Genomic DNA, 25556 nt, shown 5'->3' on the forward strand with positions numbered 1-25556 from the left:
GGGTTTAGAAAGTGTGTGCGCTGGGGCCGGAGGAACGACGACAAGCGAAGTAGTGTGAAGAACAAAGAGAACAAAGATCACTACTGGAGCGACCATGGCCATAAGTAATAGTCAGCGGCTCGATGCCGCGATGACGTTGCTGTCTGAGGGTCTCGGCGACTTTGTCGACGAGGTTATGACCGAAGCCCACGGCACGGACTGGAACAAGCGCGCGGCGCGCGAGTACGCGTTGAAGAACGGGCAAGAAGAGCGCGTACAGGATAAGGGGGATCCGCAGACGCAGCTCTACGCGATCGTAAACAATAGGTACCTATTCAAGGATCGCTTGTCGTACATGCAGGTGGGTTGGGTCTCCGAACTCATTGAGGCCCGGAACAATTGGGCTCACAGAATGCCGGTCAGCTCGGAGGACACGGCTCGCACGTTGGACACAGTCGAGCGTCTCTTACGTGCGGTGGATGCAAACGACTCCGCAGACGACGCGCAAAGGATCCGCGCCGAGCTGCAGCGAAGTGTGTACGAGGATCAGACGCGCCGCAAGGTAAACTCGTTGAAGGTGCTCACTGAGCAATCTGCCGGACTCAAGCCGTGGCGTGAGGTGATCCGCCCGCATGAGGACGTGCTCAGCGGTAATTTCAACGCGGCGGAGTTTGCCGCAGATCTCCACCTCGTGCACACAGGCGAGCTAACCAGCCCAGAGTACGCGGACCCTGTTGAGTTCTTCAACCGCACCTACATCACCGAGGGCTTGCGCGACCTGCTCACTCGTGCGCTCAAGCGGCTGTCTGGCGACGAAAACGCGAGCCCAGTGGTCAACCTGCAGACTAACTTCGGCGGCGGTAAGACCCACTCCATGCTCGCGCTGTACCACTTGTTCTCCGGAACGCCGATCACCCGGTTCCCGCAGGAGCTACAGGAGCTCATCGGCGATACCGGGGTAGACCTGGAATCCCTCGATGTGAAGCGGGTTGCTCTGGTTGGCACGCACATCTCGCCCGCTCAGGCGATGCTTAAGGATGACGGCACTGAGATCAACACCCTGTGGGGCGAGCTCGCATGGCAGCTCGGTGGCCGCGAGGGGTACGAGGTTGTCCGCGCAGCGGACGAGAAAGGCGTGAGCCCGGGGGATGGGCTACGCGATCTGTTCCTGAAGTACGGCCCAGCAATCATCCTCATCGACGAGTGGGTGGCGTACGCCCGTCAGTTGGCTACCGACAAGTCTCTGCCCGCAGGTTCCTTTGACACGCAGTTCACGTTCGCGCAGATCCTTACGGAAGCAGCGCAGTCGGTGCCCGGCACGATGGTCGTCATCTCCATCCCAGCGTCCGACCACGGCGATGAGAAGACCTCCAACATCGAAGTTGGTGGCGAGAACGGCCAGCAGGCACTCGAAGCGCTGAAGAACGTCATCGGCCGCAAAGCCGATCAGTGGCGGCCATCTTCGAAAGACGAGTCGTTCGAGATCGTTCGTCGCCGTCTGTTCCAGTCCGCCGACGCGGAGGGCCTGAAGGCGATCGCAGCCACGGCGCGCAGCTTCGTCAACTTCTACCGGGACAACCTGCAGCAGTTCCCGCGCGCGGTTTCCGAGCCGGGGTTAGAGTATGAAAATCGCATCAAGGCGTCCTACCCGCTGCACCCGGAACTGCTGGACCGGTTGTACGAGGACTGGTCTACGCTCGAGCGGTTCCAGCGCACCCGCGGTGTGCTCAAGCTCGTGTCCGTGATCGTTTACGAGCTTTGGAAGTCGCCCGACCAATCGCCGATGATCCTTCCAGGTAACGTCCCGCTTGATGCGACGACGGTCTCCACAGACCTCACCCAGTACCTGGAGGAGCAATGGACGCCGATCATCCACCGCGATATTGACGGCCCGGGATCCACAGCTGCGCGGATTGACATCGAGCGGCCGAGCCTCGGCTCGCGACACCTCACCCAGCGCGTCGCCCGCACAATTTTTATGGGTGCGGCGCCACGGACGAAGAGCACTCGCAAGGGTCTGGACAAGCAGAATGTGTACCTGGGGACCGCGATCCCGGGCGACACCCTTGGTAACTTCGGCACTGCGCTCGATTTGCTTGCGCAGGGGTCGACGTACTTTTACGAGGAACAGGGCCACTACTGGTTCGATACCCAGCCATCAGTTGCGAAGGCTGCGAAAGACTACGCGGAGCAGCTGCGGGAGGATGAGGAAACCGTTTGGAACGAGATCACCTCCCGCTTGCAGAAGCACTCCCGTGGCCAGTTCGAACGCGTCCATGTCGCGCCCGAGTCGACTGGTGACATCCCCGAAACCGAGGAACTTCGCTTGGTGATTGTGCACCCGCGGTACTCCACTAACAATAGGAGCAGCGGCAAGGCTAACGAGTGGGTCAGAAGTGCGGTGGAGATGAAGGGAGCATCCCAGCGCATCAACCGCAACACGCTGGTGTTCCTCGCCGCTGACAGGGCAGAATTGGAGCAACTCGAGGCCGCAGCCAGGACTTACCTCGGCTGGAAGATGGTGCAGGACACGAGCGAATCCCTCAATCTCACGCCGCAGCAACTCAAGCAGACGAACGATCGTGTGCGGCAGACCGATCTCGCGGTGCAGTCGCGTCTCGCAGACACCTTCATTTGGTGCATGTACCCCGAGCAGCCGGACCCCGAGCAGGGATTCGAGATTGCACAGGAGCGGTTGTCGGGCTCTAGCAGCGCCTCGCTCGCGGAGCGCGTCTGGGAGCGCCTCAAGCGCAGCGATGTCATCATCCCGCTCTTGGCCCCCGAAATGCTCGGTGGCACCTTGCGCCGCGAGCTGGGCGAAATGTGGCGGGAGCGCAAGGAGATCTCAGTGGGAACACTTTGGACGTATTTTCTCAAGTACCCGTATATGCCGCGTCTTGCCAGCCGCGGAACGTTAGACGACGCCGTAGCCGCAGCCGCAACCACCTTCTTCTCGCAAGAGGATGAGTTCGCCGTCGCTGCGGGTAAGAGCCTCGTAACCGGCTCATACCGAGGCCTTTTCATGCCCCCCGCAGACACCGAAGTGAGCGTCACAGACAGTACGTTGCTTGTCGACGCGGACCTCGCCCGCGAACAGCTCTCCCAACGGCCTGCCCCTGAGCCGGAGCCTGGCCCCGGCCCTGGTCCGGGCACTGGGGGAGGCAGTGGCACCGGCACCGGGGGAGGCCCAAGTCCGACACCTACACCGCCGCCTCCGTCGCTAGTCCCGCCTCAGATTGATAAAAAGACTCGCTACTACGGCAGCGTCCGCATCTCAGCCGGCGAATACGGAAGGCGCCAGAGCAACATTTGGAATACCATCGTGGAGCACTTGATTAAGTCGGGTGCTGAAGTGAACCTCACACTCGATATCGAAGCCAAACTTCCCACTGGCTTTAGTGAAGATACGATGCGCACCGTGAAGGAGAATGCACGAACAAACGGCTTCAGTGATAACGAGTTCGACGATTAGGGGCGGGATTCTGGTTAGATTGCCCGCAGATTTTTCCGTGAGCGTCATGCAGTAATTGAGAAGCCGCGAGCGGAAGCGCCTGAATGTGAGAGGGCATTGGCGATGAAGGCGTTCATTGCGACTGCGGAGCGTGGTGCGAGCGGCACTTGAGTGCTGGAGTGCGACGAACTGGGGGTGGTCTCGCAGACTCGGAGGCCCGACAGTGCGGAGGATGACGTCGCGGAGGCGATCGCATTTCAATCGGGGTTTCAGCCGGGCGAGTACGGGATCGAGGTTGTGCCCATTCTCCTCACTGAGGTTGAGTGGTTGCGGCTGCGTGCCGACGACCTCGGCGTGAAGGTGAAAGCTGCGTCGGATGAGGCTGTCGCCCCAAGGTTTGCGCTGGCGCGCAAGTCGAAGGACGAGGGGTTTACGCTCCGCGAGAAGGGGCAGGTGCTCGGGGTGTCGTACTAGCGGGCGTCGGAGTTGGCGGCGGGTTAGAGCGGCGAAGATATGGTGAAGCTACAAGGAAATCCAGTCTTTAGACGGACTGCGCCTCATTAAGCAGATCAAGGAAGGGAAGCGCCCGGGCGAAGAGATCACGCCGTTTCTGCGATGGGTGGCTGACTACGGCTCGCCGGGCTTTCAGGTCGCGCCCCTGGTAATTGAGAACCCGAACGACTAGGGCGTGAGCGCATCAATTATCCCAATCTGGGATTGGGTCTAGAGGGAGCTCTGCGGGCTCGTCTAACTTGTCAGCCCACCCATCAGGTAGGTCACTTGTAATCGAGTCGAGCACTTCCGCGGCTGACTTTCGGGCATCGGCGGGGTCTTTCATGGCCGTCACCCTAAAACAACTCTTTGACGGCTGCGCGGTCCACCTTGCCCGGCCCGAGTTGCGGCAGCGCCGCGACCACCTTGAGTTCTTTCGGTATCTGCCAGTGCGCGATGCGGCCCGCGTCCTCCGCATCTGCCAGCGCGTCTAGGACGTCGGGCACTGACGCGGAGCCGGTGTAGGCGGCGCAGATGCGTTGACCCAGGCGGTCGTCGTCTTTGCTGATGACGGTGGCGGCGGTGACGCCGTCGATAAGCAAGAGCTCCTTTTCCAACACCTCGGGGTGGAGTTTGAGGCCGCCGGAGGAGATGACGTTGTCGGTGCGGCCGAGGACAGTGAGCACGCCACCCTCCAGCGAACCGGCGTCTGAGGTGCGGAACCAGCCGTCCTTGAGGTCGGGGGAGTCGAGCAGATGGTAGCCGCGGGCGACCATGGGACCGCCGAGGTGGATGCGGCCACCGACGATTTTCACACGGGCGCCGGCGATCGGGCGGCCATTGTAGACGCAGCCGCCGGAGGTTTCGGAGGAGCCGTAGGTGGTGACCACGTTGATGCGCAGCTTCGCCGCCGATTCGAGCAGGCGCGGGTTGGTGGCGGCGCCACCAATGAGGACCGCGCTGAAGGTTCGCAGCGCGTCGATGCCTTGCAGTGTGGAGGTGGCCTTGGCCAGCTGCATCGGGGTCAGTGCGGTGTAGGTGCGCTCACCGGTGCGGGCCAGCTCGTGGGCGCGGGCGGCGAATTCGGCCACGTTGAAGCCGTGTGAGAGGTCGACAAATGCGGGTTCCACGCCGGCAACCATGCTGCGCACCAGCACTTGGATCCCCGCGATGTAGGCGGCGGGCATAGCTAGCAGCCACTGGCCCTCGCCGCCGAGCGCTTGGTGGGTAGCGTCGGCGCTGGAGATCAGGTTTGCAGGGGTGAGCATCGCGCCTTTGGGTGTGCCGGTGGAACCGGAGGTGGACACGACTAGTGCGATGTCGTCGTCAACAGGCGCGCCGGGCTTCAGGGTGTTGCGCAGCACGTTGGTGCGCGCCGGGTCATCAGCTGGCACCGGTAGAAGCGTGCGGCTGCCGGTGAGCGCCTCCTCGAGCGCGGGCATGATAGCCAGGGGGTTAGCCGGGTCGACGGGGGTCAATTCGAGGAGGTGTGACACGGGGGATAAGGGTAGCAACCTGTGAGGTCTCCTAACAGAGCAAGCTGTTGCTGGAGGTGTGGAACCATGGGCGGGTTTGCTGGGTCTAAATCGGTATGAGGAATTCCGGAGCTGTTGCGTGGTTGTTTACGGGGTTGGCGTCGGCCGTGGCGCTTGCTTACGCGGTGGTGTTAGCGCTCGGCCCACCAAACATGACAGCACCGGTCCTGGATTTCTCCGCGAAGTTGATCGGGCCGTTAGGTGCGGCGCTTATCGCTTGGGCAGGTGTGTCGCACACGGTGTTGAACTCACGGCTGCAGGACAAAGTGAAAGAGTGGCACCAGGATTTACGGTGGGCGACGGAGCTGTGTGCCTCATCTGACTCATTCCAGGTAGCCGTCGGGATAGCGGTGCTGGATGAGCTCGATGGGCAGCCGTTTCTAGAACCTGAGCAGGTTAAGATGGTGAACAGAATCGCCGATGTTGCAATGCAGAAACTATTCAGTGGGGTAGCAGAGGAACGAGAAAGGCGGGACAGTGATGCGGTTTAGCTACAAAGAGAACACGACCCTCGAGGGCGTTCGCTTGGCGCGCCCGCCGCATGTTGGCGAGATCGCGGCGGCGAACCTCATTATTAAGCAGATCAACGAGGGCAAGCGTCCGGGCGAGAAAGTTACGCCGTTTCTCCAGTGGGTTGCTGATTACGGAACACCGGGTTTTCAGGTCGCGCCCGTGGTTATCGAGAACCCGCGGGGCTAGGCCATCTGTGAACGGGTCCACAGGCAGATCCGCAGAAGACGTCAGGAGCCGCGCTTTCCTAAGCCCGGCAAACCGCCGCTGACGGTGCGGCTGTGGAAGTCGGGGTCATACGTGTTGATCTTGGCTAGGTCTAACGATCGCTGAAGCTCCATCTTGGAATCCACGGCTTCCTCGGCCTGCCTGCGTAAGTCGGTTCGCTGCGATTGGGTGAGTTTGGCGTCGCGACGCGCCCGCTTCGCGCACAGTGTTTCGGCATCGGCGACTTGATGGCGGGCGATAATCTCGGCGACGCGTTCCTGTTTTTCCTTGCCCGGCGGGCGCGGGTATTTCCGCGCGAACTGCACGAAGCTGCCGCTGCACATTCTCCCGTCGGAGTCGTGGCCGTGCTCGTGCACCATGTTCTTGTCCAGATCGGCGCGAACCCACACTTTGCAGACCGGGCACTCAACGCGCCCGTCTTTGCGGACGTTTGCCACCGGCTTCGGTTTTCTACGCTGGGGGTGCGACAGGGCCACGATTGATCCTCCGTACGGTCTTGAAAGAAGTATGGCGGATCCCGTGGCCCGGCGGCTGGGTTTTGATTCCGTACTAGACCCACCTAGTAGTAGTACGGAAACTCCTCCCAGTTCGGAGGGCGCTTCTCCAGGAAGGAGTCGCGGCCTTCCACCGCCTCGTCGGTCATGTAGGCCAGGCGGGTCGCCTCACCGGCGAAGACCTGTTGGCCCATGAGCCCGTCATCGGTCAGGTTGAACGCAAACTTCAGCATGCGCTGCGCGGTGGGGGACTTGGTGTTGATTTCGCGCGCGGCCTGGATCGCCTCCGCCTCCAACTCGGCGTGCGGGGCGACGATGTTCACCGCACCCATGCGCTGCATCTCTTCGGCCGTGTACGTGCGGCCGAGGAAGAAAATCTCGCGGGCGAACTTCTGCCCGACCATCTTCGCCAAGTATGCCGAGCCGTAGCCCGCGTCGAAGGAACCCACGTCGGCGTCGGTCTGCTTGAAACGGGCCTCTTCGCGCGAGGCGATCGTCAAGTCGCACACGACGTGTAGCGAGTGCCCGCCGCCGGCGGCCCAGCCGTTGACCACCGCGATGACCACCTTGGGCATCGTGCGGATCAGGCGCTGCACCTCCAGGATGTGCAAGCGCCCGCCCTCGGCCTTCACGCGCGCGGTGTCGATCTCGCCAGAGTCGCTGCCGTACTGGTACCCGGAGCGGCCGCGGATGCGCTGGTCGCCGCCGGAACAAAACGCCCAGCCGCCGTCCTTTTCGCTCGGCCCGTTGCCGGTGAGCAGCACGGTGCCCACGGTCGGGTCTTGGCGGGCGTGGTCGAGCGCGCGGTAGAGCTCGTCGACCGTGTGGGGGCGAAACGCGTTGCGCACCTCTGGGCGGTCGAACGCGATGCGCACGATGCCGTCCGCTCGCGTCGTGCCCACGTGGCGGTGGTAGGTGATGTCCGTGAAATCGAAACCCTCAACCGCGCGCCACTGGCTCGGGTCGAAGGGATTCTCGGTGCTGTACTGCATGGGGGTAATCGTACTCACCACCCCTTCCAAGTTAGGACAGCCTTGCTTTATTATCAGGTGCATGCAGGAGCATGTGCTTATCGACGTCCCCGTCGGCCACCAAGCCACCATCACCCACGTGGGCTGCCCCACGGCTCGTCGCCTCCGCGAGCTGGGTTTGCGCGCCGGGGCGAACGTCACTGTCATGCAGAAAACCGCCGGCGGCGGCCGCGTGGTGAAGGTTGGCGGCTCCCACTACGCACTCGGCGCAGCCGCCTTGCGGTTGATCACGATCGCCCCGGCCGGTAAGGCCGCGTAATGGCTGACTGCCACGGCGCCCCAGTTGCCGAATATGCCCCGGTCGGCACCCCGACAATCGCGCTGGTCGGCGCGCCGAACGCCGGCAAGTCCACGCTCTTCAACGCCCTGACCGGTGCGAGCGCGACGATGGGCAACTACCCCGGGACCACGGTGGAGGTCTCGCGCGGTGTGTGGCGCCCGCAGGGTGCGACGTACAACATTCTCGATTTCCCCGGCGCGTACTCGCTCGACCCGGCCAGCCCCGACGAAGCGCTGACCAGGGAGCTGCTGTTCGACAGCGCTACCGGCACCGACCGCCCCGACCTCGTGCTTGCCGCCGTGGACACCTCCAACCTGGCGCGCGGCCTCTACCTGGTCGCACAGCTTGCGGAGCACCCTTACCGCGTTGTGGTGGTGCTGACCAAGAGCGACGTGGCGGCGAAGCAGGGGCTCGAGGTGGACCCGGTGGTGCTCGAGCGGGAGCTGGGCTTGCCGGTGGTGACGTTGGATCCTCGGAGGAGGGATGTGAGTGGGGTGGCGGGGGTCGTCGCTAAGCAATTGCTCCTTCCTGCCGCAGCGGCGAGAACCCCTGTAGCCGGCGACGAGTTCGAGCAGGCAGATGAGCGCTTCGAGTGGATTGATGCGGCCGTGGCTGCGGCGACCGTGCGCGATGAGCACCGCGACACGCTGACCGAGCGCGTGGACAAGGTCGTGCTGCACCCGGTGGCCGGGCCGATCATCTTCCTTTTCGCGATGTTTCTGGTTTTCCAGATCACGACCACCGTCGCAGCGCCCCTGCAGGACGGGCTCGACGCGTTTTTTACCGGCCCCCTGTCGGACTGGGCGCGCGCCGGGCTGGAGCGTATCGGCTTGGGCTACCCGTTTGTGGAGGGGTTGATTGTCAACGGGGTGATCGGCGGCGTGGGCATGGTGCTGACGTTTGTGCCGCTGATGGCGCTGATGTTTCTGTGCCTGGCGGTGCTCGAGGATTCCGGGTACATGGCGCGCGCTGCCGTTGTGGCGGACCGCCTCATGCACACGATCGGGCTGCCGGGTAAGGCGTTTATCCCGCTGATCGTGGGTTTCGGTTGCAACGTTCCGGCGATCTCCGCCACCCGCGTGCTGGCGACTCCGGAGCAGCGGCGGCTGACGGCGCTGCTCGTGCCGTTCACCTCGTGCTCGGCGCGTCTGACGGTCTACGTCATGCTCGCGCAGACGTTCTTCCCGGACCATGCGGGGCTGGTTGTGTTTGCGATGTACGTGATTTCGATCGCGCTGGTCGTGCTCGCCGGGCTGCTGCTTCGCTCGACACTGTGGCGCACCATGGGCTCGGACCCTCTCGTGATCGACTTGCCCACCTACCAGCTGCCCACCGCGCGCCTGACGCTGTCGGTGATGTGGTCGCGGCTCAAAGGCTTCCTTCACACCGCCGGCGGCATCATCGTGGCCACGGTGGTGGTGATCTGGGCGCTGCAGTCCACGCCCGCGGTCGGCGGCTACAGCTGGGGCGACGAGGACCTGCCACCCGCGGACTCCGTCTACGGGGTGGCCTCCGGTGCGGTGGCCCCGGTCTTCGAACCGGCTGGCTTCGGCTCGTGGTCGCTCACCGGGCCTTTGGTGACCGGGTTCCTAGCCAAGGAGGCGGTGATCTCCACGTGGGCGCAGACCTACGCGCTGGAGGATCCGTCTGATCTGGACCCGGCTGAGCGGGGCCAGTCCGATCTGGCGGCGGCCGTGCGCGCCGACTTTGACCAGGCTTCCGGCGGGCACATGATCGCCGCGGTGTGGGCCTACATGATCTTCCTCATGGCGTACACCCCGTGCGTGGCCACGCTCGCCGCGCAGCGCCGGGAGATCGGGTGGAAGTGGACGGTGTTCGGCCTCGTCGGCCAGCTTGCGCTCGCGTGGACGCTGGCCGTGGCCACGTTCCAGATCCTGCAGGTGTTTTTCTGATGCGCCCCATGCAAGCGGTCGTCGCCGCCATTGATAAAGGTGCCCGCTCCCGCGCCGACATCCGCCGCGAGACCGGGTTGACCGATTCGACCGTCGACGCCGTCATCCACCACCTCGAGCGCACCGGCCATCTCAGCCTGGAAGAGCTCGGCTCGTCCTGCGCCGGCGGCAACTGCGGGTCCTGCATCGCCGCCGCGGCCAACGGCGGCATGACGTGCGCCGACCGGCCGAAGGTCAAGGGCCCGGTCGCGCTTGTGCTGACGAAGCGACCTAGTTAACCAAGCGCCCGGGGCGACCTACTGCGCGAGCACCAGCGCGATCGACCCCACCCCGAGCAGGATCACAGAGGCAGTCAGCACGAGCACCCGGTGCATGTTCGGCTGCACCCGCTCGTCCTCCAGGCCGGCCACTTCGCGCTTGTAATCGGCGTGGTTGGAAAGCACAACGAAGCCCGCGCTCAACGCCAAAAGCGCAATCAACAGCAGCACCGCGGGCCCGTACACGTCTGCCCAGCGCAGCAGCACCAGCGCGACGACCACCATGGCCACCGCCGTGCGCGTCCACGACATGGACGTGCGCTCCGGCTGCAGCCCGGGATCCGCGTGTGCGTGGAGGTCGGACCGCACCGGCTACACCACGATCAGCACGGCGGTGACGACGAGCGCCACCACCACAACTAGGGACAGCACCGGCACGATCGCTGGCACCGGCAGCGGGCGGCCAGTGCGCATCGCGCGCTCCACACGCACCCACCGCACGGCCGCACCACCGGCAATGAGGATGCCTGCGGCAATGATCAGTACCGCCACTGCCTTCTGCCGCGAGTGGTCGAGCCCCGCGATGTCGAACGCCGCCAGCGCCACCCCGCCGGCCAGAAACGCAAGCGCCGTTCGAGTCCAAGCGAGGAAAGTGCGCTCGTTAGCAAGGGTGAAGCGCGGGTCTGGCTCGGTGCCGTCGGGGAACAGCCGGCGCGCAAGCGCGCTGCGATCGGGTGCGCTCATGTGCCCCAACGCTACGCTGGCTGCCATGCACCTGCCCACCGTCGATGAGATCCTCGAGCGCTCACACGTGGTCGCACTGCCCATGGCCGTGCGCTTCCGCGGAATCACCACCAGGGAGGCATTGCTTATTGACGGCCCCTTCGGCTGGGGAGAGTTCTCCCCGTTCGTGGAGTACGAGCCGGGCGAGGCGAAGCACTGGCTGCGCGCCGGGATCGAGGCGGCGTTCGAGGGACTGCCCGAAGTCGAGGGCGACGTGGAGGTTAACGGCACCGTGCCCGCGGTGAGACCGGAAGAGGTCGAAGCGGTCCTCGAGCGTTTCCCGGGTGTGGGAACCTTCAAGGTCAAGGTTGCGGAAAAGGGGCACGCATTGCTTGACGACGTTGCCCGTGTCGCAGCCGTCCGCCGCCTCCGACCCGGTGCAGCGATCCGAGTCGACGCCAACGGCGGGTGGAGCGTTGCCGAGGCCGTCGAGGCGGAGCGCCAACTCACCGCCGAGGGTCAGCTGGAGTACATCGAGCAGCCGTGCAAAACCGTCGAAGAGTTAGCCCAAGTTCGCGCGCGGGTGACGACACCGATCGCCGCGGACGAGTCCATCAGGAGGGCGGCGGACCCGTACAAGGTGGTGGCGCTGGGGGCGGCGCAGGTGGGCGTCGTTAAGCAAGCCCCCCTTGGTGGGGTACGGCGCACCGTTGCGCTTGCCCGGGAGCTGAACCTTCAGCTGACCGTTGCTAGCGCCTTGGACACTGCGGTTGGGATCAACGCGGGGTTGGTGGCGGCGAAACTTGCGGGCTCGCGCGCGGCCGGGCTTGCCACCCAGCGGCTGTTTGTGGAGGACATAGCGGAAAAGCGACAGCTTAGCAACGGCGCGCTGTCCACTGCGCCGCTGATCCCGGACCCGGAGCGTCTCCACGGCTTGCGCGCCCCCGCTGACCGGCGCGAATGGTGGTACCAACGGGTGGCTGACTGTCTCCCCCTGCTCGGGGGTGAAACTTCTTAGGCGGGCAAAATTTCTCCTGTTTGGGTTCCGTTTCCGGGGGTGATGGCGGTTAAGTTTTAAGCCATGTCAACTCCCGTCATGCTCGATTCCACCGCCCAGTCGGACGGTGACCTTGCCAAGAGCCCGGAACCGGGCGAGTGGCGCCGCCAACTTATCGGCCTGATCGCCGGCATTGTGCTCGCCGCGATCGTTTACTGGATCTTCCCAACCGGCGCGGCTGACACCGTCAGCCAGTCCTCCGGTGCGAAGGAAGGCGTGGAGTACTCCGCGCAATCCATGCGCGTCGTCGCCACCACCACCGTGCTGATGGCCGCGTGGTGGATGACCGAGGCGATCCCGCTGGCAGCGACTGCACTCCTGCCGATCGCGGTCTTCCCGATCATGGGCGTCGCCCCGTTCAAGGAGGTCTCGTCGCCGTACGCGTCGGCGACAATCTTCCTGTTCATGGGCGGCTTCCTCATGGCGCTGGGCCTGCAGCGCTGGAACCTGCACCGCCGTCTTGCGCTGATGGTGGTCAAGCTGGTGGGCACCAGCCCCAAGCGCATCATCCTGGGCTTCATGCTCGCCACAGGCTTCATGTCGATGTGGGTGTCCAACACCGCCACCGCCGTGGTGATGCTCCCGATCGGCACCTCGGTGCTCATGCTCACCGCTGATTCCGTCGGCGGCATGCAGAACCAGAAGCGCTTCGCCACTGCGCTCATGCTCGCCATTGCCTACTCCGCGTCCATCGGCTCGCTGGGCACGCTGATCGGTACCCCGCCGAACGCGCTTTTGAAGGGCTACATGGAGGAGGCGCACGGCATCACCATCGGCTTCGGTGAGTGGATGCTTGTGGGTATGCCGATTGCCGTCGTCTTCACCTTCGTCGCCTGGTGGCTTTTGATCACCGTGTTCAAGCCGGAGATCGACCAGATCCCGGGCGGCAAGGAGCTCATCGACGACGAGCTGAAGAAGCTCGGGGCCTGGACTGCCCCGCAGATCATGGTCGGCCTGATCTTCCTGGTCGCCGCGCTGGCATGGATCTTCATCCCGCTGGGCCGCAACGCGTTCGGCTGGGACTTCCCGTACGACGACGCCATTGTCGGCATCATCGCCGGCCTGCTCATGTTCACCATTCCGGCGAAGGGCGACGGCAAGCGCCTGTTGGACTGGGAGACCGCGAACCAGATGCCGTGGGACGTCCTGCTGCTCTTCGGCGGCGGCCTCAGCCTGTCGGCCATGTTCACCGCCACGGGCCTGAGCCTGTGGATCGGTGAGAAGGCGAAGGGTCTGGCGTCCCTGCCGATCTTCCTGCTGCTCGCGGCCGTCGCGGCGCTCGTGCTCTTCCTCACCGAGCTGACCTCCAACACCGCGACCGCGGCCACCTTCCTGCCGATCATGGGTGGTGTCGCAGTGGGCATCGGGCTTACCGACGCCACCGACATGAACGTCATGCTACTCGCCATCCCAGTCGCCCTCGCCGCAACCTGCGCGTTCATGCTGCCTGTCGCGACCCCGCCGAACGCGATCGCGTACTCCTCCGGCTACGTCACCATGGGCGAGATGGTCAAGGGCGGTATCTGGCTCAACCTGATCGGCCTCGTGCTGATCTCCGTGGCGACCTACTTCATCGCCGTCCCGGTCTTCGGTCTGGTGCTATAGGTTTTCACCCCCGCTTGGCGCGTTAGGCTTATCCGCATGGATAACCAAACGCGCCAATTTGGTTTCGGGGACCCGACACCTCAGCGCCCGGGCCGCCCGCAGCAGTATTTCCCCGACCCGCAAGCGCAGTCGGGGTACTACGAGGAGCCCGAGTACGCCGCCCCCGAGTACTCCGCTCCGGAGCCGCCGCAGCGCTCCAACACCGCCGCGGTGGTGCTGGGCTTGCTGTCCGCAATCCTCGCCGTCGCGTCCGTCGTGTTGTTCTTCCTCTGGCGCTCCGCGGCGGAGGAGGCGAACAAGCCCCCGGTGACCATCACCCAGACCACCACCGCCACAACGACGGAGACTACGACGCGCCGCCCGTTCGACTTCGGGCAGCGCCAGAACGAGTCGCCCAGCGCGGATCCCGGCGCGAACCCGAACCCGGCGGAGCCGCAGCCGACCGCGGTACAGCCCCCGGCGCCGGAGCTTCCAGAAGTCGACATCGAGGATTTCCTGAACCGTCTCGACGGCTTCATTGAGCACCCTGAGTCGGTGTTGCCGCAATGACGTACTACGCGCAACAGTTAGCCAACGCCGTCGTCGACGTGCTCAGCCGCAACGTCACCGACGTGGTGATGAGCCCGGGCTCGCGCAACTCGCCGCTCGCGTACGCGCTTCTGGCCAGGCGCGACATCCGGGTGCACATGCGTATCGACGAGCGCTCCGCCGCGTTCACCGCCCTCGGCATGGCGCGCGTGCAGAAGCGTCACGTGGCCGTTGTGATGACCTCCGGCACCGCTGTGGCGAACGCGTACCCCGCCGTGATCGAGGCGCACATGTCGCACACCCCGATCGCGGTGGTGAGCGCAGACCGCCCGCACCGCCTCGTGGGTACGGGCGCGCCCCAAACCATTTGGCAGCAGGGGATCTTCGGCCGCTACGCCGAAACGCAGCGGGTGGATACGGAGCAGGACGTCGCCAAGCTGTCGTTCGACGCCGACCAGGTCCACATCAACATCGCCCTCGACACGCCGCTGGTGCCTGAGACCTTGCCGGCTTCTGCGGGGAAGGCGAAGAGGGTTGGCCCGGGGCGTCTACAAGCAAAGCCCTCCTGGGTCGACCACGGCGCGGTCGACGTCGACCTGACCAAGGACACCCTGGTGATCGCGGGCGACGAGGCGTGGGAGGTGCCGGGGCTCGAGCACGTGCCGACGATCGCTGAGCCCACCGCGCCAACCCCGTTCCACCAGGTGCACCCGCTTGCCGCGCGGTTTTTCCTGCAGTCCGAGGTGTCGATCTCGCACGACGGTGGGGATTTCGCGGCGTCGACGAAGCCGGAGCAGGTCATTGTGGTGGGGCACCCGACGCTGCACCGCGGCGTGATGGCGCTGATGGCCGACCCGGACATTGAGGTCATCGGCCTGTCGCGCACCGAAATTTTCACCGGCAACCCAATGAGGCGCGGCTCGCGCGTGAATGTAACCGGCCAGCCGACCGACACGTGGCTGAAGATCTGCGAGGCGGCCGGCGAGGTCGGTGCGGAGACCGTGCGCACCACGCTTGAAGACGCCGCCTTTGGCTTCACCGGCCTCCACGTCGCAGCAGCCGTGTGCGACACCCTCGCAGTCGGCGACACGTTTGTCGTCGGCTCATCGAACCCGGTGCGCGACGCCAGCCTGGTCGGCATGCCGTTCGACGGTGTGGACACCTACTGCCCGCGGGGAGCAGCGGGTATCGACGGCACCGTGTCCCAGGCAGTCGGCGTCGCGCTGGCCACCCAGGCGCTGCGCCCCGACGAAATCCGCGCGCCGCGCACGGTCGCTCTCATGGGCGACCTGACATTCCTGCACGACGTCAACGGCCTGCTCATCGGCCCCGGCGAGCCGCGGCCGGGCAACCTTACCATCGTGGTGGCCAACGACGACGGCGGCGGGATCTTTGAAACACTCGAGGTTGGGGCTGAGGCCGTGCGCGAGCCGTTCGAGCGGGCATTCGGTACCCCCCACGGCACCGACCTGGCGGCTATCGCGGACGCGTACGGCTGCGCGTACTACCGCGCGGAGAACATCCCCGAACTGCAGGAGATCCTCCTCGAGCTGGAGGCGAACCCCGCGCCGATCGCGGTCGTGGAAGCGGTCACCACCCGGGGCACCCGGCGGGAGATGGCGCGAAAGTTCACGTGAACTTCACGTTTCGTTGACGGCTAGTTTCAGCGGCTGTGTCAGGCTCGACTGTTATGCGTGTAGGAATTGTGGCCGAGTCGTTTCTGCCGAACATCAACGGCGTGACCAATTCCGTGCTCCGGGTCCTCGAGCACCTCAAGGAGGAGGGCCACGAGGCCATCGTGATCGCCCCAGGCGCCCGCGATTTTCAAGAGGAGGTGCCCGACTACCTCGGATTCGAGATAGTTCGCGTGCCGACGGTGCGCATCCCACTGGTGGACTCGCTGCCGGTGGGCGTGCCGACGACCACGGTGACCGCGGCGCTCGCCGAGTTCAAGCCCGACGTGATCCACCTGGCCAGCCCGTTCGTCCTCGGCGGAGCGGGCGCGTTTTCCGCGAGCCAGCTCGATGTTCCCGCAGTCGCGCTGTACCAAACGGACGTGGCCGGCTTCGCCACGAAGTACCACGCTGCGATGATCGCGAACGTGGCGTGGGACTGGACCCGCACCGTGCACAACATGTGCCAGATGACGCTTGCGCCGTCTTCCGAGGCGATCCGCGAGCTGGAGGACCGCGGCATCAAGAACGTGCGACACTGGGGCCGCGGCGTGGACGCGGAGCTGTTCCACCCCTCGCGCCGAAGCGGAGAGCTGCGCCGCGAGTGGGATCCGACGGGGGAGAAGAAGGTGGTCGGGTTCGTCGGCCGCCTTGCCGCCGAGAAGAGCGTGCACCGCCTGGCGCCGTTGAACAGCGACGACTCGATCCAGCTCGTCATCGTCGGCGACGGTCCCGAGCGCCCCGCGCTGGAGGAGGCGCTGCCGGGGGCGGTGTTCACCGGCTCGTTGTCGGGCGAGGACCTCGCCCGCGCTTACGCCAGCTTGGACCTGTTCGTCCACACCGGCGAGTTCGAGACGTTCTGCCAGGCCATCCAAGAAGCGCAGGCCTCGGGCGTGCCCACCATCGGTCCCAGGGCAGGCGGGCCGATCGACCTGATACAAGAGGACGTCAACGGCCGGCTCCTCGACGTGGACACGTTCGAAGAGGATCTCCCGGAGGCGGCGGCCTGGATCCTCGACGACACCCGGTTGGACGAGCTGAAGGCCAACGCCCGTGAGTCCGTCGCGGACAAGACGTGGGACGCGCTGTGCCGGCAGCTGATGGGCTACTATGAGGAAGTGGTGTCCAAGCACGACCGCAAGCATGTGCGTATCTTCGGCAAGGACGTTGTTGTGCCGCGGTGGATGCGCCTGCCGCGGCGGCGCAAGAATGCTTAGGGGGCAGTCGTGAGTAAGCGTGCATCTCAGGCAGCGGCCGCGTGCCTGGCCGCTTCCGTGGCGCTCGCGGCGACCGGCTGCAGCGTTGTGAACAACGTGAAAACCGTGGGTAACGCGCTCGAGGGCGCTGCAAGCCCCGCGACCGTGACGCTGGGGGAGTTGCTGCCGCCAATCCAGCGGGCCGCGATCGCGTGCCCCTACAGCGGTGAGGGCGTCAACGAGCTGTTCGGTGAGACGGTGTTCCGAAACGAGGACTTGGACGATTCGGTGAACTGGATCGTGGCCAAGCTCGAGCGCGGCGCGCTGGTCAAGGAGCGCCTCAACAGAGCAGAAATCGACGTGTGCACCTCGGGCGAAAGCGTGCGCGAGATCGGCGAGGACGAGCCGCTGCGCTTTGAAAAAGCCGACGGGTCCTCCACCTGGGTGCTGGCCAACTAAGCGGGCGCGTAAACTTTCCCACCATGGCCAAGGCAGACCTGGACAAGCAACCTTTTGACGTCGCGGGCATGTTCGACGACGTCGGGGAGAAGTACGACATCACCAACACGGTGCTCTCGTTCGGCCTGGACAGAAAGTGGCGCACCCGAACCCGCAGGCGCCTCGACCTGAAACCCGGCGAGCGGGTGCTGGACTTGGCGGCGGGTACCGCAGTGTCCACCGTCGAGCTGGCTAAGTCCGGCGCTTGGGTCGTGGCATGCGACTTCTCCCAGGGCATGCTCGCAGCCGGGCGGGAGCGCAACGTGCCGAAGGTCGCCGGCGACGCCATGCACCTGCCGTTCGCCGACAACACCTTCGACGCGGTGACTATCTCCTACGGGCTGCGCAACGTCCACGACTTCGAAGCGGGTCTGCGCGAGATGGCTCGCGTGACCAAGCCGGGCGGGCGCCTAGCGGTCAACGAGTTCTCCACGCCGGTGATCCCGGGGTTCCGCACCGTGTACAAGGAATATCTTCCGGTCGCGCTGCCCCGGGTGGCCAAGGTGTTTTCCTCCAACCCGGAGGCTTACGAGTACCTCGCCGACTCCATCCGCGCCTGGCCGAGCCAGGAGGAGCTCGCCCGCGCGATCAACCGAAACGGCTGGCAGGACGCGGGCTGGCAAAACCTCACCGGCGGGATCGTGGCGATCCACAGCGCTGTCAAACCCGGATAGGGTCTGCCCACTGAAGTGTGCGGCCGCGGGGCTGCTTTCCCCAGGTAGTGCTTTTAGGCTCTGCCGGTATGGGGAACACAACTTTTTACGCGGAGGCTGAGACCTCTGGAACTTACGGAACGCAGCTGCGGGGAACGGTGATGATCTCCGCACGGGGGAAAGACGTCAGCGATTTCGGCTACGAGATCGGGGACGCGATAGTCGAGGCCATTGAGGCCGCAGTCTTCGAGTACGAACCTGTCGACGACTCGCAACCGCTCTCCGGCGAAACGCTGGAGGAGCTCACCCAGATCACCATTGTGGCCCGAACCCTGGTGAGTGTGCCGCCACGCAAGCGCGACGCAGCGAGTGCGGCGGAGGAAGCAGACTCCATAATTGCTTTTTGCGGGGAGGGCTTAAAGCGGGAGCCGCGGTTTGTGCAAGCGTATGCCTACGCGCTGGCGATGCGTAGCCAAGATACCGAGCGGCGCCTCGCGCAGATGCGCGCCGCGGTTGCCGACGTTCTGCCCAAGCCGATTAAACCCACCGGGAACGAAGCGCGCGTCATGCGCGTGGAAATACACGATTTCAAGTCCGAAAAACTCAAGGACAGCTCTGGGCGCGTACGGGTCGGGATGACCACCAAGCACACCCCGATGACGGGCAAACAGGCGAAGAAGCAGGTTGGCCAGGCGGTGTTCTTCCCGCTGCCGCTGTTCGACGACAAGCGGCTGGGGTCACGTGTCGAGACTCAGTTCTCCGTGCACGGCATGCTAGTCGCCGTCGTCATTGAGACCGCGAAACCGGCGTATGGCCTGCTGCGCGCGGTGCTACTTGCTGTTGAAGAGGTCGTCGAGGACTACAAGCTACTCGACGCGGCCTAGTCCATTTCCTACGCAACATCCCACAGCGGGGCGTTGCGCGGGGCGACGCGGCCGGCGGTGCGCCACGCGCGGGCGATCAGGTCGCGGTCCCCGTCGTCGATCAGGTTGCCCATCAGGCGGGCGGCCGCCGGCATCAGCTTCGCGCCGACCGGCCCGCGCATCCCCAAGGGGCCGACGAGCGGGAGGAACTGCGGGTAGGTCAGTAGCCTCGCCGCGGAGCGCGCCAGGGTGAAGGCTTCGCCGTAGGACTGGCGCAGCGCGTGTGGCCAGGCAAGTGTCAGGTCGCGGGTGCCGCTTGCGATGAGTTCCACGGACATCGCCGCGGTTTCCATGCCGTAATCGATGCCCTCGCCGTTTAAGGGGTTGACGCACGCGGCGGCGTCACCGATGAGCGCCCAGTTCGGGCCCGCCACGTTCGAGACCGCACCGCCCATCGGCAGCAGCGCCGAGGTGACGTGTTCCTCCGGCCCCAGCTGCCAATCGTCGCGCTGCTGTGCCGCGTAGTGGCTGAGCAGCTTCTTCGTGTTCACCTTGGCCGGCCGCGCGTCGGTGGACAGCGCGCCGCAGCCGAGGTTCACCTGCCCGTTGCCAAGCGGGAAAATCCAGCCGTACCCGGGTTGGATCGCGTCGCCGTCGCGCAGTTCAACGTGGGAGTGCATCCACGGCTCGTCGGCAAGCGGCGAGGTGCAGTAGCTGCGGGCGGCGATCCCGTAGACCTCGCCGCGGTGCCACACCCGGCCGAGCGTTTTGCCGAAAGAGGAGCGCACCCCGTCCGCGACGATCACCCACTTCGGCTCGACGTCGCCGCGCGGGGTGGTGACAACGCTGATCGCGCCGCCGGAAAACTCCGCGCCGGTGGCGGGGCAGTCGCGCCACACGGTAGCGCCGGCGGCCTCGGCTTCGCGAACCAGCGCCGCGTCGAACTCCATGCGCGGGCTCGCAGACCCTTCGGTGCCGTAGACGCCATCCGGCCAGGCGGCGGTGACGTCGCCGCCGTAGCCGTGCAGCTTCAGGCCGCGGTTGCGGTAGGCCGGCAGCACATGCTCCAAGTCGAAAGCTATGAGGGTGTGCACTGCTCTCGGTGTCAGGCCGTCGCCGCAGGTTTTGTCCCGGGGGGTTGGGGCTGCGTCGATAAGCAATGTGCTCCAACCCGCCCTCTGCGCGGCGATCGCCGCCGTCGACCCAGAGGGACCCGCACCAACCACGAGGCAGTCGAACCTTTGCGCACTCACGGTGAGCCATTGTGCCAGCTCGGCCCTGCTGCATTGTGGACGGGGATTGGTGGACTACGGTTAAGGGCAGTCATTCGCCCGTTTTCAACTTTTCAAGGACATCACCGATGACCAACGGCATCACACCGCCACCGCGGGGCGGGTTCCCCCTCGATCTCGGCGATGAGGGGCTCACCGAGCGCATCGCTCGAGATTTGGCTGCTGTGGAGGAGATGCTGAAAGACCGGCTGAACGACGGTGAGGATTTCATCACTGAGAAGGTCAACCACCTCGCGTTCGCCGGCGGGAAGCGGTTCCGCCCCATCATCACGCTGCTGTGCTCCGAATTCGGACCGCACCCGGAAGCGATCAACGTGATCCGCGGCGCCGTGCTCACCGAGATGGTGCACTTGGCAACGCTCTACCACGACGACGTGATGGACGAGGCTGAGAGGCGCCGCGGCGTGGAGTCCGCCAACGCTCGCTGGGACAACTCGGTGGCGATCCTCGCGGGCGACATTCTGCTCGCGCAGAGCGCGCGGCTGATGAGCGAGATCGACACCCACACCGTCAAGCACTTCGCCGACACGTTCCAGACGCTGGTCACCGGCCAGATGCGTGAAACGGAAGGGCTGCGCGGCGCGGACCCTGTGGACCACTACCTCAAAGTGATCGAGGAAAAGACCGGCGTGCTGATCGCCTTGGCGGCGTACCTCGGCGCGCTGCATTCCGGCGCGGACGAGGAGACGGTGGCGCGTTGCCAACGCCTCGGTGCCGCGATCGGCATGGTCTTCCAGATTGTGGACGACATCATCGACATCTTCTCCGACCCCGAGCAGTCCGGGAAGACCCCGGGCACCGACCTGCGCGAGGGGGTGTTCACCCTCCCGGTGCTCTACGCGCTGGAAGAGGATTCGCCGGCAGGTGAGGAGCTGCGCGGCATGCTGACAGGCCCGCTGGAGAGCGATGCGGAGGTTGCGCGGGCGCTCGAGCTGATCGGTCAGACTGACGGCAGGGAGCGCTCCTTGACGACGGTGCGGGGCTACCTCGACGCTGTAGAAACGGAGCTGGCGGGCCTTCCTGCCTCGCCCGCAAAGGACGCCCTGCTGCGTTTGTCGCGGTACACAGTCTCGCGCGTCGGCTAGGCTCACCTGCCGGTTTGCGTCTGCACGGGCGCAGTGTTGTAGAGTGATCTACGCACTTCAAACGTGCTCGCCAGGTTGCCCGAGCGGCCAAAGGGAGCGGACTGTAAATCCGCCGGCATTGCCTTCAGAAGTTCGAATCTTCTACCTGGCACAGTTTGAATCGGTATCACCCGTCACCTGCAAGGTGGCGGGTTTTGTCGTTCGCGGGTGCCGTGCCGGGGTGAGGCCTAAGGGGCAGCCCTACGGGGGTTAAGGGTCAAAAAGTGTGTCCGTGAGACATGTGTTTCGGTGCCAAAAACCGGGGAATAACCAGCCGATTTGTGCAACATTGCAGTGGCGGGTTAATCTTTCCAAGGCTTCAACAGAGAGGGCCGAGCGAAACGAAAGAATCGCGGAGTTCACGAAGAAGAGGCTGTGCCCCCTTAGCTCAGTCGGCAGAGCGTTTCCATGGTAAGGAAAAGGTCGACAGTTCGATTCTGTCAGGGGGCTCTGTTGTTTGTCTGCCAACGGTACGACGAGCACGATGGCGGTGTAGCTCAGTGGTAGAGCAAGCGACTCATAATCGCTGTGTCGAGAGTTCAATTCTCTCCATCGCTACTTCCCAAGCACGGGAGCCGGCAGGCGCCCGTGGTAGGGTCTAGGTGCATTGCGCGTTTTGCCGCGATTGCCCTAGGGGCGTGGCGCAATTGGTAGCGCAACGGTCTCCAAAACCGTAGGTTGCAGGTTCGAGTCCTGTCGCCCCTGCCAGAACTTTTAAGTTGGAGGAGTTCTCTTGACTAATCCGAACGGCCAGACCCCGGCGCAGCCCACCGGCAAGCGCCAGCTGCGCGGAGTAACTCCTGTGTCCTCTGCTGACTACGAGGACAAGCGCGCCCCGGCGAAGGACACCACCGCCGACTCCGACCGCGAAAGCTACGGCGGTAAAGGTGTAGCGGCGTTCCCGGGCGAAGTTGCCGAGGAGATGAAGAAGGTCATCTGGCCGACCGGTCGCCAGATGGTCAACTACACCCTCATCGTGTTCGCCTTCCTCATCGTCCTGACCGTTTTGATGTGGGGCACAGACTGGATTGCCGCCAACCTTGTTGAGTGGGTATTGATCCGTTAGGTATACTCCGGAGTTGTACGTTTCCCGCCACCTCGAGCACCGAGGTAGGCGGGATAATTTGTCTCTCACCTTCAAAGGAGCCCACCATGACGGAGAACAACAAGGACGTTGAAAGCACCGTTGAGAACAACGAGCTGGAGATGATCGACGAGGGTGCGCCGGTTGAGCCGGAGACGGACCCGGAGACCGGCGCCCAGCACGAGCACGACAAGGATGGCGAGTAAATGGCTACAGACAACGACAACGTGGAACTCGAGGCCGCTGCTGAGGCGGGGTACGTGGAAGACAGCGCGGCGCAGGCAGGCAACGCCTCCGACGACCAACCCGAAGCCTTGGTTGAGTTCGCCGAAGAGGTCGAAGACAACCAGGAGATGATCGACGAGGGTGCGCCGGTTGAGCCGGAGACCGAGCCGCTGCTCGAGGAGACCGTCGACGAGACTACCCCGGAAGAGGAGCCCATCCAGGAGGGCGACCTCGCCGCAGCTGTATCCGCGCTGGGCGGCGACGCTGCTGACGACGACTCCGAGTACCGCCGCCGTCTGCGCGAGTACACCAGGGAGCTGAAGAAACTCCCCGGCGAGTGGTACATCATCCAGTCCTACTCCGGCTACGAGAACAAGGTGAAGACCAACCTCGATATGCGTATCCAGACGCTCGAGGTGGAGGACTCGATTTACGACGTCGTCGTGCCCATCGAGCAGGCGCTCGAGACCAAGGACGGCAAGAAGAAGCTGGTCAAGCGCAAGCTGTTGCCGGGCTACGTGCTCGTCCGCATGGACATGAACGACGCTGCGTGGTCCGTGGTCCGCGAAACGCCGGGCGTGACCTCCTTCGTTGGCAACGAGGGCAACGCAACGCCGGTGAAGCACCGCGACGTGGCGAAGTTCCTTATGCCGAAGGTCGAGGACGCCAGCAAGCAGGCGGCGAACGAGGACGGCGAGACCGTCATTGCCATGCCGGAGGAGGAGACCCCGTCGAAGGTGGCGCACGACTACCAGGTCGGCGAAGCTGTCACCATCCTCTCCGGTGCCTTGGCTTCTGTCTCGGCGACCATCAACGCGATCGACCCGGAAACCGGCAAGATCCAGGCGCTCGTCTCCATCTTCGGCCGCGAGACCCCGGTGGAGCTCACCGCCGACCAGATCGAGCGCATTATCTAGCTTCCCGCAGATCACTTTTGGTGATTCGGTAGCTGGCCGATACACTCAAACGTCGCACCCGAATGCGGTGCGGCGTTTTTTCATTCGTTCTCCCCGGTGGCTGGGCCGGCCGATGAAGGCTAGACCCGGCATCCGGAAGGGCGCGGCTATGCATCGTGACCGCGCCCCGTACCTAGGAATTGAGGTAATTCGATGGCAAAGAAGAAAGTCACCGGCCTGATCAAGCTGCAGATCGAAGCTGGCATGGCGAACCCGGCTCCGCCGGTTGGTCCGGCACTTGGTGCCCACGGCGTGAACATCGTCGAGTTCACCAAGGCCTACAACGCTGCGACCGAGTCCATGCGCGGCAACATCATCCCGGTCGAGATCACGGTCTACGAAGACCGCTCCTTCGACTTCGTCCTGAAGTCCCCGCCAGCTGCGAAGCTCCTGCTCAAGGCTGCCGGCCTGCAGAAGGGCTCTGGCGTCCCGCACTCCCAGAAGGTTGGCAAGGTCACCTGGGAGCAGTGCAAGGAGATCGCAGAGACCAAGAAGGAAGACCTCAACGCCCGCGACATCGAGGCTGGCGCTGCGATCATCGCTGGTACTGCCCGCTCCATGGGCATCGAGGTCGAAAAGTAAATCCCCATTTGTGGCAGGGCCGGCCAGGCCCGCACCAACCACAACTCCTTAACCGGAAGGAACTAGAACATGGCTAACAAGTCCAAGCACTACAACGAGCAGTTTGCAAAGGTCGACCGCGACCACCTGTACACCCCGCTCGAGGCTGTGAAGCTCGCTCAGGAGACCTCCTCCAAGAACTACGACGCGACCATCGACGTGGCAATGCGCCTCTCCGTCGACCCGCGCAAGGCTGATCAGCTCGTCCGCGGCACTGTGAACCTGCCGCACGGCACCGGTAAGACCGTCCGCGTCGCCGTCTTCGCCGAGGGCGAGAACGCTACCAAGGCTGAGGAAGCAGGTGCTGACATCGTTGGTACCGACGCGCTGATCGAGCAGATCAACGCTGGCCAGATCGACTTCGACGTCGCCATCGCTACCCCGGACCAGATGGCAAAGGTGGGCCGCGTCGCCCGCGTCCTCGGTCCGCGCGGCCTGATGCCGAACCCGAAGACCGGCACCGTCACCCCGGACGTTGCAAAGGCTGTCCAGGAGTCCAAGGGCGGCAAGATTGCCTTCCGCGTGGACAAGGCCTCCAACCTCCACGCCCTGATCGGCAAGGCGTCGTTCACCCCGGAGCAGCTCGCTGAGAACTACGGTGCGCTGCTGGACGAGGTCATCCGTCTGAAGCCGGCTTCCGCCAAGGGCATTTACCTGAAGAAGATCACCGTCTCCGCGACTCAGGGTCCGGGCGTGCCGGTTGATCCGTCGGTGCAGAAGAACTACACCGAGCAGGCGTAAGCGCCGTATAGCTAGCTGCCGCTAGCTGGCTGCTGAAAGCGGCGAGGCTCCCATGTCGCGGGAGGCCTCGCCGCTTTCGTGTTATGCGGGGGTGCGGAGTGGCCGATTTGGTGATTCGCACCTGTGCCCGTTAGTATCCCTACCTGAAGTTTGAACGGCTGCTTTGCGGCCGAGCTCAAGTTTCACCGAAGACCGTCGGTTGCTTCCCCCGCGGAGGCTTAAAGTGTCTCGCAAGAGACCGACCCACGCAGGAGAAACGTGGCACACCTTTTTGGCTGCCTCGTGCTTCTGCACGGGGCAGCTTTTCGTTGTCCCGGGCGGATAACAGAACCAAGAAGTAATTGGAAGGAGGCGTGTGTCATGGCAAACCCGAAGAACGTTGCGGAGTTGGCTGAACTGAAGGAAAAGTTCGCTGGCTCCTCGGCTGTGTTCCTCACCGAGTACCGCGGTCTGACCGTGGGTCAGCTCCAGCAGCTGCGTGGTGACCTCGGATTTGACGTTGAACTGCACGTCGCCAAGAACACCCTCGTCAAGATCGCTGCTAACG

General features: G+C 64.5%; 28 protein-coding genes and 4 tRNA genes. 26 read left to right on the plus strand and 6 right to left on the minus strand.

Annotation, left to right across the window (positions count from 1 at the left end; genetic code table 11):
• Positions 1 to 94 precede the first annotated feature (94 nt).
• Together V6D40_RS07695 and V6D40_RS07700 are read left to right on the plus strand one after the other, a co-directional pair.
• Positions 95 to 3451, plus strand: a complete 3357-nt coding sequence (locus V6D40_RS07695; RefSeq protein ID WP_334289772.1) for a DUF499 domain-containing protein — start codon at positions 95 to 97, stop codon at positions 3449 to 3451.
• Positions 3452 to 3601: 150 nt separating this feature from the next.
• On the plus strand, positions 3602 to 3904 hold the full coding sequence (locus tag V6D40_RS07700; protein WP_334289773.1) for a hypothetical protein: 303 nt from the start codon (positions 3602 to 3604) through the stop codon (positions 3902 to 3904).
• 374 nt (positions 3905 to 4278) lie between these two features.
• Here V6D40_RS07700 and menE read toward each other — a convergent pair whose 3' ends face one another.
• Complete coding sequence (gene menE, locus V6D40_RS07705; protein WP_334289774.1) at positions 4279 to 5418, minus strand: o-succinylbenzoate--CoA ligase; 1140 nt, start codon at positions 5416 to 5418, stop codon at positions 4279 to 4281.
• 146 nt (positions 5419 to 5564) lie between these two features.
• On the opposite strand from menE, the gene V6D40_RS07710 reads away from it, so the two are divergent.
• Together V6D40_RS07710 and V6D40_RS07715 are read left to right on the plus strand one after the other, a co-directional pair.
• A complete protein-coding gene (locus V6D40_RS07710; RefSeq protein WP_334289775.1) occupies positions 5565 to 5948 on the plus strand; it encodes a hypothetical protein in 384 nt (127 codons plus the stop codon).
• Positions 5938 to 6156: a hypothetical protein gene (locus tag V6D40_RS07715; RefSeq protein ID WP_334289776.1), complete on the plus strand. Its 219-nt coding sequence runs from the start codon at positions 5938 to 5940 to the stop codon at positions 6154 to 6156. Before V6D40_RS07710 ends, V6D40_RS07715 begins: the two co-directional genes overlap by 11 nt.
• 41 nt (positions 6157 to 6197) lie before the next feature.
• Here the strand turns inward: V6D40_RS07715 and V6D40_RS07720 are convergent, their stop codons facing one another.
• Positions 6198 to 6632: a hypothetical protein gene (locus V6D40_RS07720; RefSeq protein WP_334289777.1), complete on the minus strand. Its 435-nt coding sequence runs from the start codon at positions 6630 to 6632 to the stop codon at positions 6198 to 6200.
• 122 nt (positions 6633 to 6754) lie between these two features.
• On the minus strand, positions 6755 to 7681 hold the full coding sequence (locus V6D40_RS07725; RefSeq protein WP_334289778.1) for a 1,4-dihydroxy-2-naphthoyl-CoA synthase: 927 nt from the start codon (positions 7679 to 7681) through the stop codon (positions 6755 to 6757).
• A gap of 61 nt (positions 7682 to 7742) precedes the next feature.
• On the opposite strand from V6D40_RS07725, the gene V6D40_RS07730 reads away from it, so the two are divergent.
• Genes V6D40_RS07730 through V6D40_RS07740 form a run of 3 tightly spaced genes read left to right on the plus strand, consistent with a single transcriptional unit; the run spans position 7743 to position 10191 of the window.
• The gene (locus V6D40_RS07730) at positions 7743 to 7979 is read left to right on the plus strand and encodes a ferrous iron transport protein A (protein ID WP_334289779.1); all 237 of its coding nucleotides are present in this window, start codon (positions 7743 to 7745) and stop codon (positions 7977 to 7979) included.
• On the plus strand, positions 7979 to 9913 hold the full coding sequence (feoB, locus tag V6D40_RS07735) for a ferrous iron transport protein B (RefSeq protein WP_334289780.1): 1935 nt from the start codon (positions 7979 to 7981) through the stop codon (positions 9911 to 9913). Before V6D40_RS07730 ends, feoB begins: the two co-directional genes overlap by 1 nt.
• Positions 9913 to 10191 carry a hypothetical protein gene (locus tag V6D40_RS07740; RefSeq protein WP_334289781.1) on the plus strand — a complete coding sequence of 93 codons (279 nt, stop codon included), beginning with the start codon at positions 9913 to 9915 and terminating at the stop codon, positions 10189 to 10191. Before feoB ends, V6D40_RS07740 begins: the two co-directional genes overlap by 1 nt.
• 18 nt (positions 10192 to 10209) lie before the next feature.
• On the opposite strand, the gene V6D40_RS07745 is transcribed toward V6D40_RS07740, so the two are convergent.
• On the minus strand, positions 10210 to 10539 hold the full coding sequence (locus V6D40_RS07745) for a DUF202 domain-containing protein (RefSeq protein ID WP_334289782.1): 330 nt from the start codon (positions 10537 to 10539) through the stop codon (positions 10210 to 10212).
• A 3-nt stretch (positions 10540 to 10542) separates the two neighbouring features.
• A complete protein-coding gene (locus tag V6D40_RS07750) occupies positions 10543 to 10914 on the minus strand; it encodes a YidH family protein (RefSeq protein ID WP_334289783.1) in 372 nt (123 codons plus the stop codon).
• Between the two features lie 25 nt (positions 10915 to 10939).
• Between V6D40_RS07750 and V6D40_RS07755 the strand changes: the two genes are divergently transcribed.
• The 8 genes from V6D40_RS07755 (at position 10940) to V6D40_RS07790 (ending at position 18987) form a co-directional block, all read left to right on the plus strand.
• Positions 10940 to 11911 (plus strand): o-succinylbenzoate synthase, encoded by a 972-nt coding sequence (locus V6D40_RS07755; RefSeq protein WP_334289784.1) that lies wholly within the window; start codon positions 10940 to 10942, stop codon positions 11909 to 11911.
• Between the two features lie 63 nt (positions 11912 to 11974).
• Positions 11975 to 13555, plus strand: a complete 1581-nt coding sequence (locus tag V6D40_RS07760) for an SLC13 family permease (RefSeq protein WP_334289785.1) — start codon at positions 11975 to 11977, stop codon at positions 13553 to 13555.
• Positions 13556 to 13591: 36 nt separating this feature from the next.
• Entirely contained in the window at positions 13592 to 14104 is a 513-nt protein-coding gene (locus V6D40_RS07765) for a hypothetical protein (protein WP_334289786.1), read from the plus strand.
• A complete protein-coding gene (menD, locus tag V6D40_RS07770; protein WP_334289787.1) occupies positions 14101 to 15720 on the plus strand; it encodes a 2-succinyl-5-enolpyruvyl-6-hydroxy-3-cyclohexene-1-carboxylic-acid synthase in 1620 nt (539 codons plus the stop codon). The genes V6D40_RS07765 and menD overlap by 4 nt, the downstream gene beginning before the upstream one ends.
• A gap of 53 nt (positions 15721 to 15773) precedes the next feature.
• Complete coding sequence (locus V6D40_RS07775) at positions 15774 to 16973, plus strand: glycosyltransferase family 4 protein (RefSeq protein WP_334289788.1); 1200 nt, start codon at positions 15774 to 15776, stop codon at positions 16971 to 16973.
• A gap of 9 nt (positions 16974 to 16982) precedes the next feature.
• Positions 16983 to 17411 (plus strand): hypothetical protein, encoded by a 429-nt coding sequence (locus V6D40_RS07780; RefSeq protein ID WP_334289789.1) that lies wholly within the window; start codon positions 16983 to 16985, stop codon positions 17409 to 17411.
• A gap of 23 nt (positions 17412 to 17434) precedes the next feature.
• Positions 17435 to 18124: a demethylmenaquinone methyltransferase gene (locus V6D40_RS07785; protein WP_334289790.1), complete on the plus strand. Its 690-nt coding sequence runs from the start codon at positions 17435 to 17437 to the stop codon at positions 18122 to 18124.
• A gap of 68 nt (positions 18125 to 18192) precedes the next feature.
• Positions 18193 to 18987 (plus strand): hypothetical protein, encoded by a 795-nt coding sequence (locus tag V6D40_RS07790; RefSeq protein WP_334289791.1) that lies wholly within the window; start codon positions 18193 to 18195, stop codon positions 18985 to 18987.
• 8 nt (positions 18988 to 18995) lie between these two features.
• Here the strand turns inward: V6D40_RS07790 and V6D40_RS07795 are convergent, their stop codons facing one another.
• A complete protein-coding gene (locus V6D40_RS07795) occupies positions 18996 to 20219 on the minus strand; it encodes a geranylgeranyl reductase family protein (RefSeq protein WP_334289792.1) in 1224 nt (407 codons plus the stop codon).
• 107 nt (positions 20220 to 20326) lie between these two features.
• On the opposite strand from V6D40_RS07795, the gene V6D40_RS07800 reads away from it, so the two are divergent.
• The 11 genes from V6D40_RS07800 to rplJ form a co-directional block, all read left to right on the plus strand.
• Positions 20327 to 21343 (plus strand): polyprenyl synthetase family protein, encoded by a 1017-nt coding sequence (locus V6D40_RS07800; RefSeq protein ID WP_334289793.1) that lies wholly within the window; start codon positions 20327 to 20329, stop codon positions 21341 to 21343.
• Positions 21344 to 21412: 69 nt separating this feature from the next.
• Positions 21413 to 21494 (plus strand) — tRNA-Tyr (locus tag V6D40_RS07805).
• A gap of 265 nt (positions 21495 to 21759) precedes the next feature.
• Positions 21760 to 21832 (plus strand) — tRNA-Thr (locus tag V6D40_RS07810).
• A 36-nt stretch (positions 21833 to 21868) separates the two neighbouring features.
• Positions 21869 to 21940 (plus strand) — tRNA-Met (locus V6D40_RS07815).
• A 74-nt stretch (positions 21941 to 22014) separates the two neighbouring features.
• Positions 22015 to 22090, plus strand: a tRNA-Trp gene (locus V6D40_RS07820).
• A 25-nt stretch (positions 22091 to 22115) separates the two neighbouring features.
• The gene (gene secE / locus V6D40_RS07825; RefSeq protein WP_334289794.1) at positions 22116 to 22448 is read left to right on the plus strand and encodes a preprotein translocase subunit SecE; all 333 of its coding nucleotides are present in this window, start codon (positions 22116 to 22118) and stop codon (positions 22446 to 22448) included.
• Positions 22449 to 22534: 86 nt separating this feature from the next.
• Positions 22535 to 22672, plus strand: a complete 138-nt coding sequence (locus tag V6D40_RS07830) for a hypothetical protein (protein WP_334289795.1) — start codon at positions 22535 to 22537, stop codon at positions 22670 to 22672.
• Between the two features lie 147 nt (positions 22673 to 22819).
• Positions 22820 to 23608, plus strand: a complete 789-nt coding sequence (gene nusG / locus V6D40_RS07835) for a transcription termination/antitermination protein NusG (RefSeq protein WP_442891903.1) — start codon at positions 22820 to 22822, stop codon at positions 23606 to 23608.
• A 192-nt stretch (positions 23609 to 23800) separates the two neighbouring features.
• Positions 23801 to 24229, plus strand: coding sequence for a 50S ribosomal protein L11 (gene rplK / locus V6D40_RS07840; RefSeq protein ID WP_334289797.1), 429 nt, complete (start codon positions 23801 to 23803; stop codon positions 24227 to 24229).
• A gap of 69 nt (positions 24230 to 24298) precedes the next feature.
• Complete coding sequence (gene rplA, locus V6D40_RS07845) at positions 24299 to 25009, plus strand: 50S ribosomal protein L1 (protein WP_334289798.1); 711 nt, start codon at positions 24299 to 24301, stop codon at positions 25007 to 25009.
• Between the two features lie 360 nt (positions 25010 to 25369).
• Positions 25370 to 25556 (plus strand): 50S ribosomal protein L10 (gene rplJ / locus V6D40_RS07850; protein ID WP_334289799.1); only part of this gene is annotated, 187 nt, incomplete at its 3' end.

It is taken from the genome of Corynebacterium sp. Marseille-Q4381, assembly GCF_036881695.1.
Lineage (GTDB): Bacteria > Actinomycetota > Actinomycetes > Mycobacteriales > Mycobacteriaceae > Corynebacterium.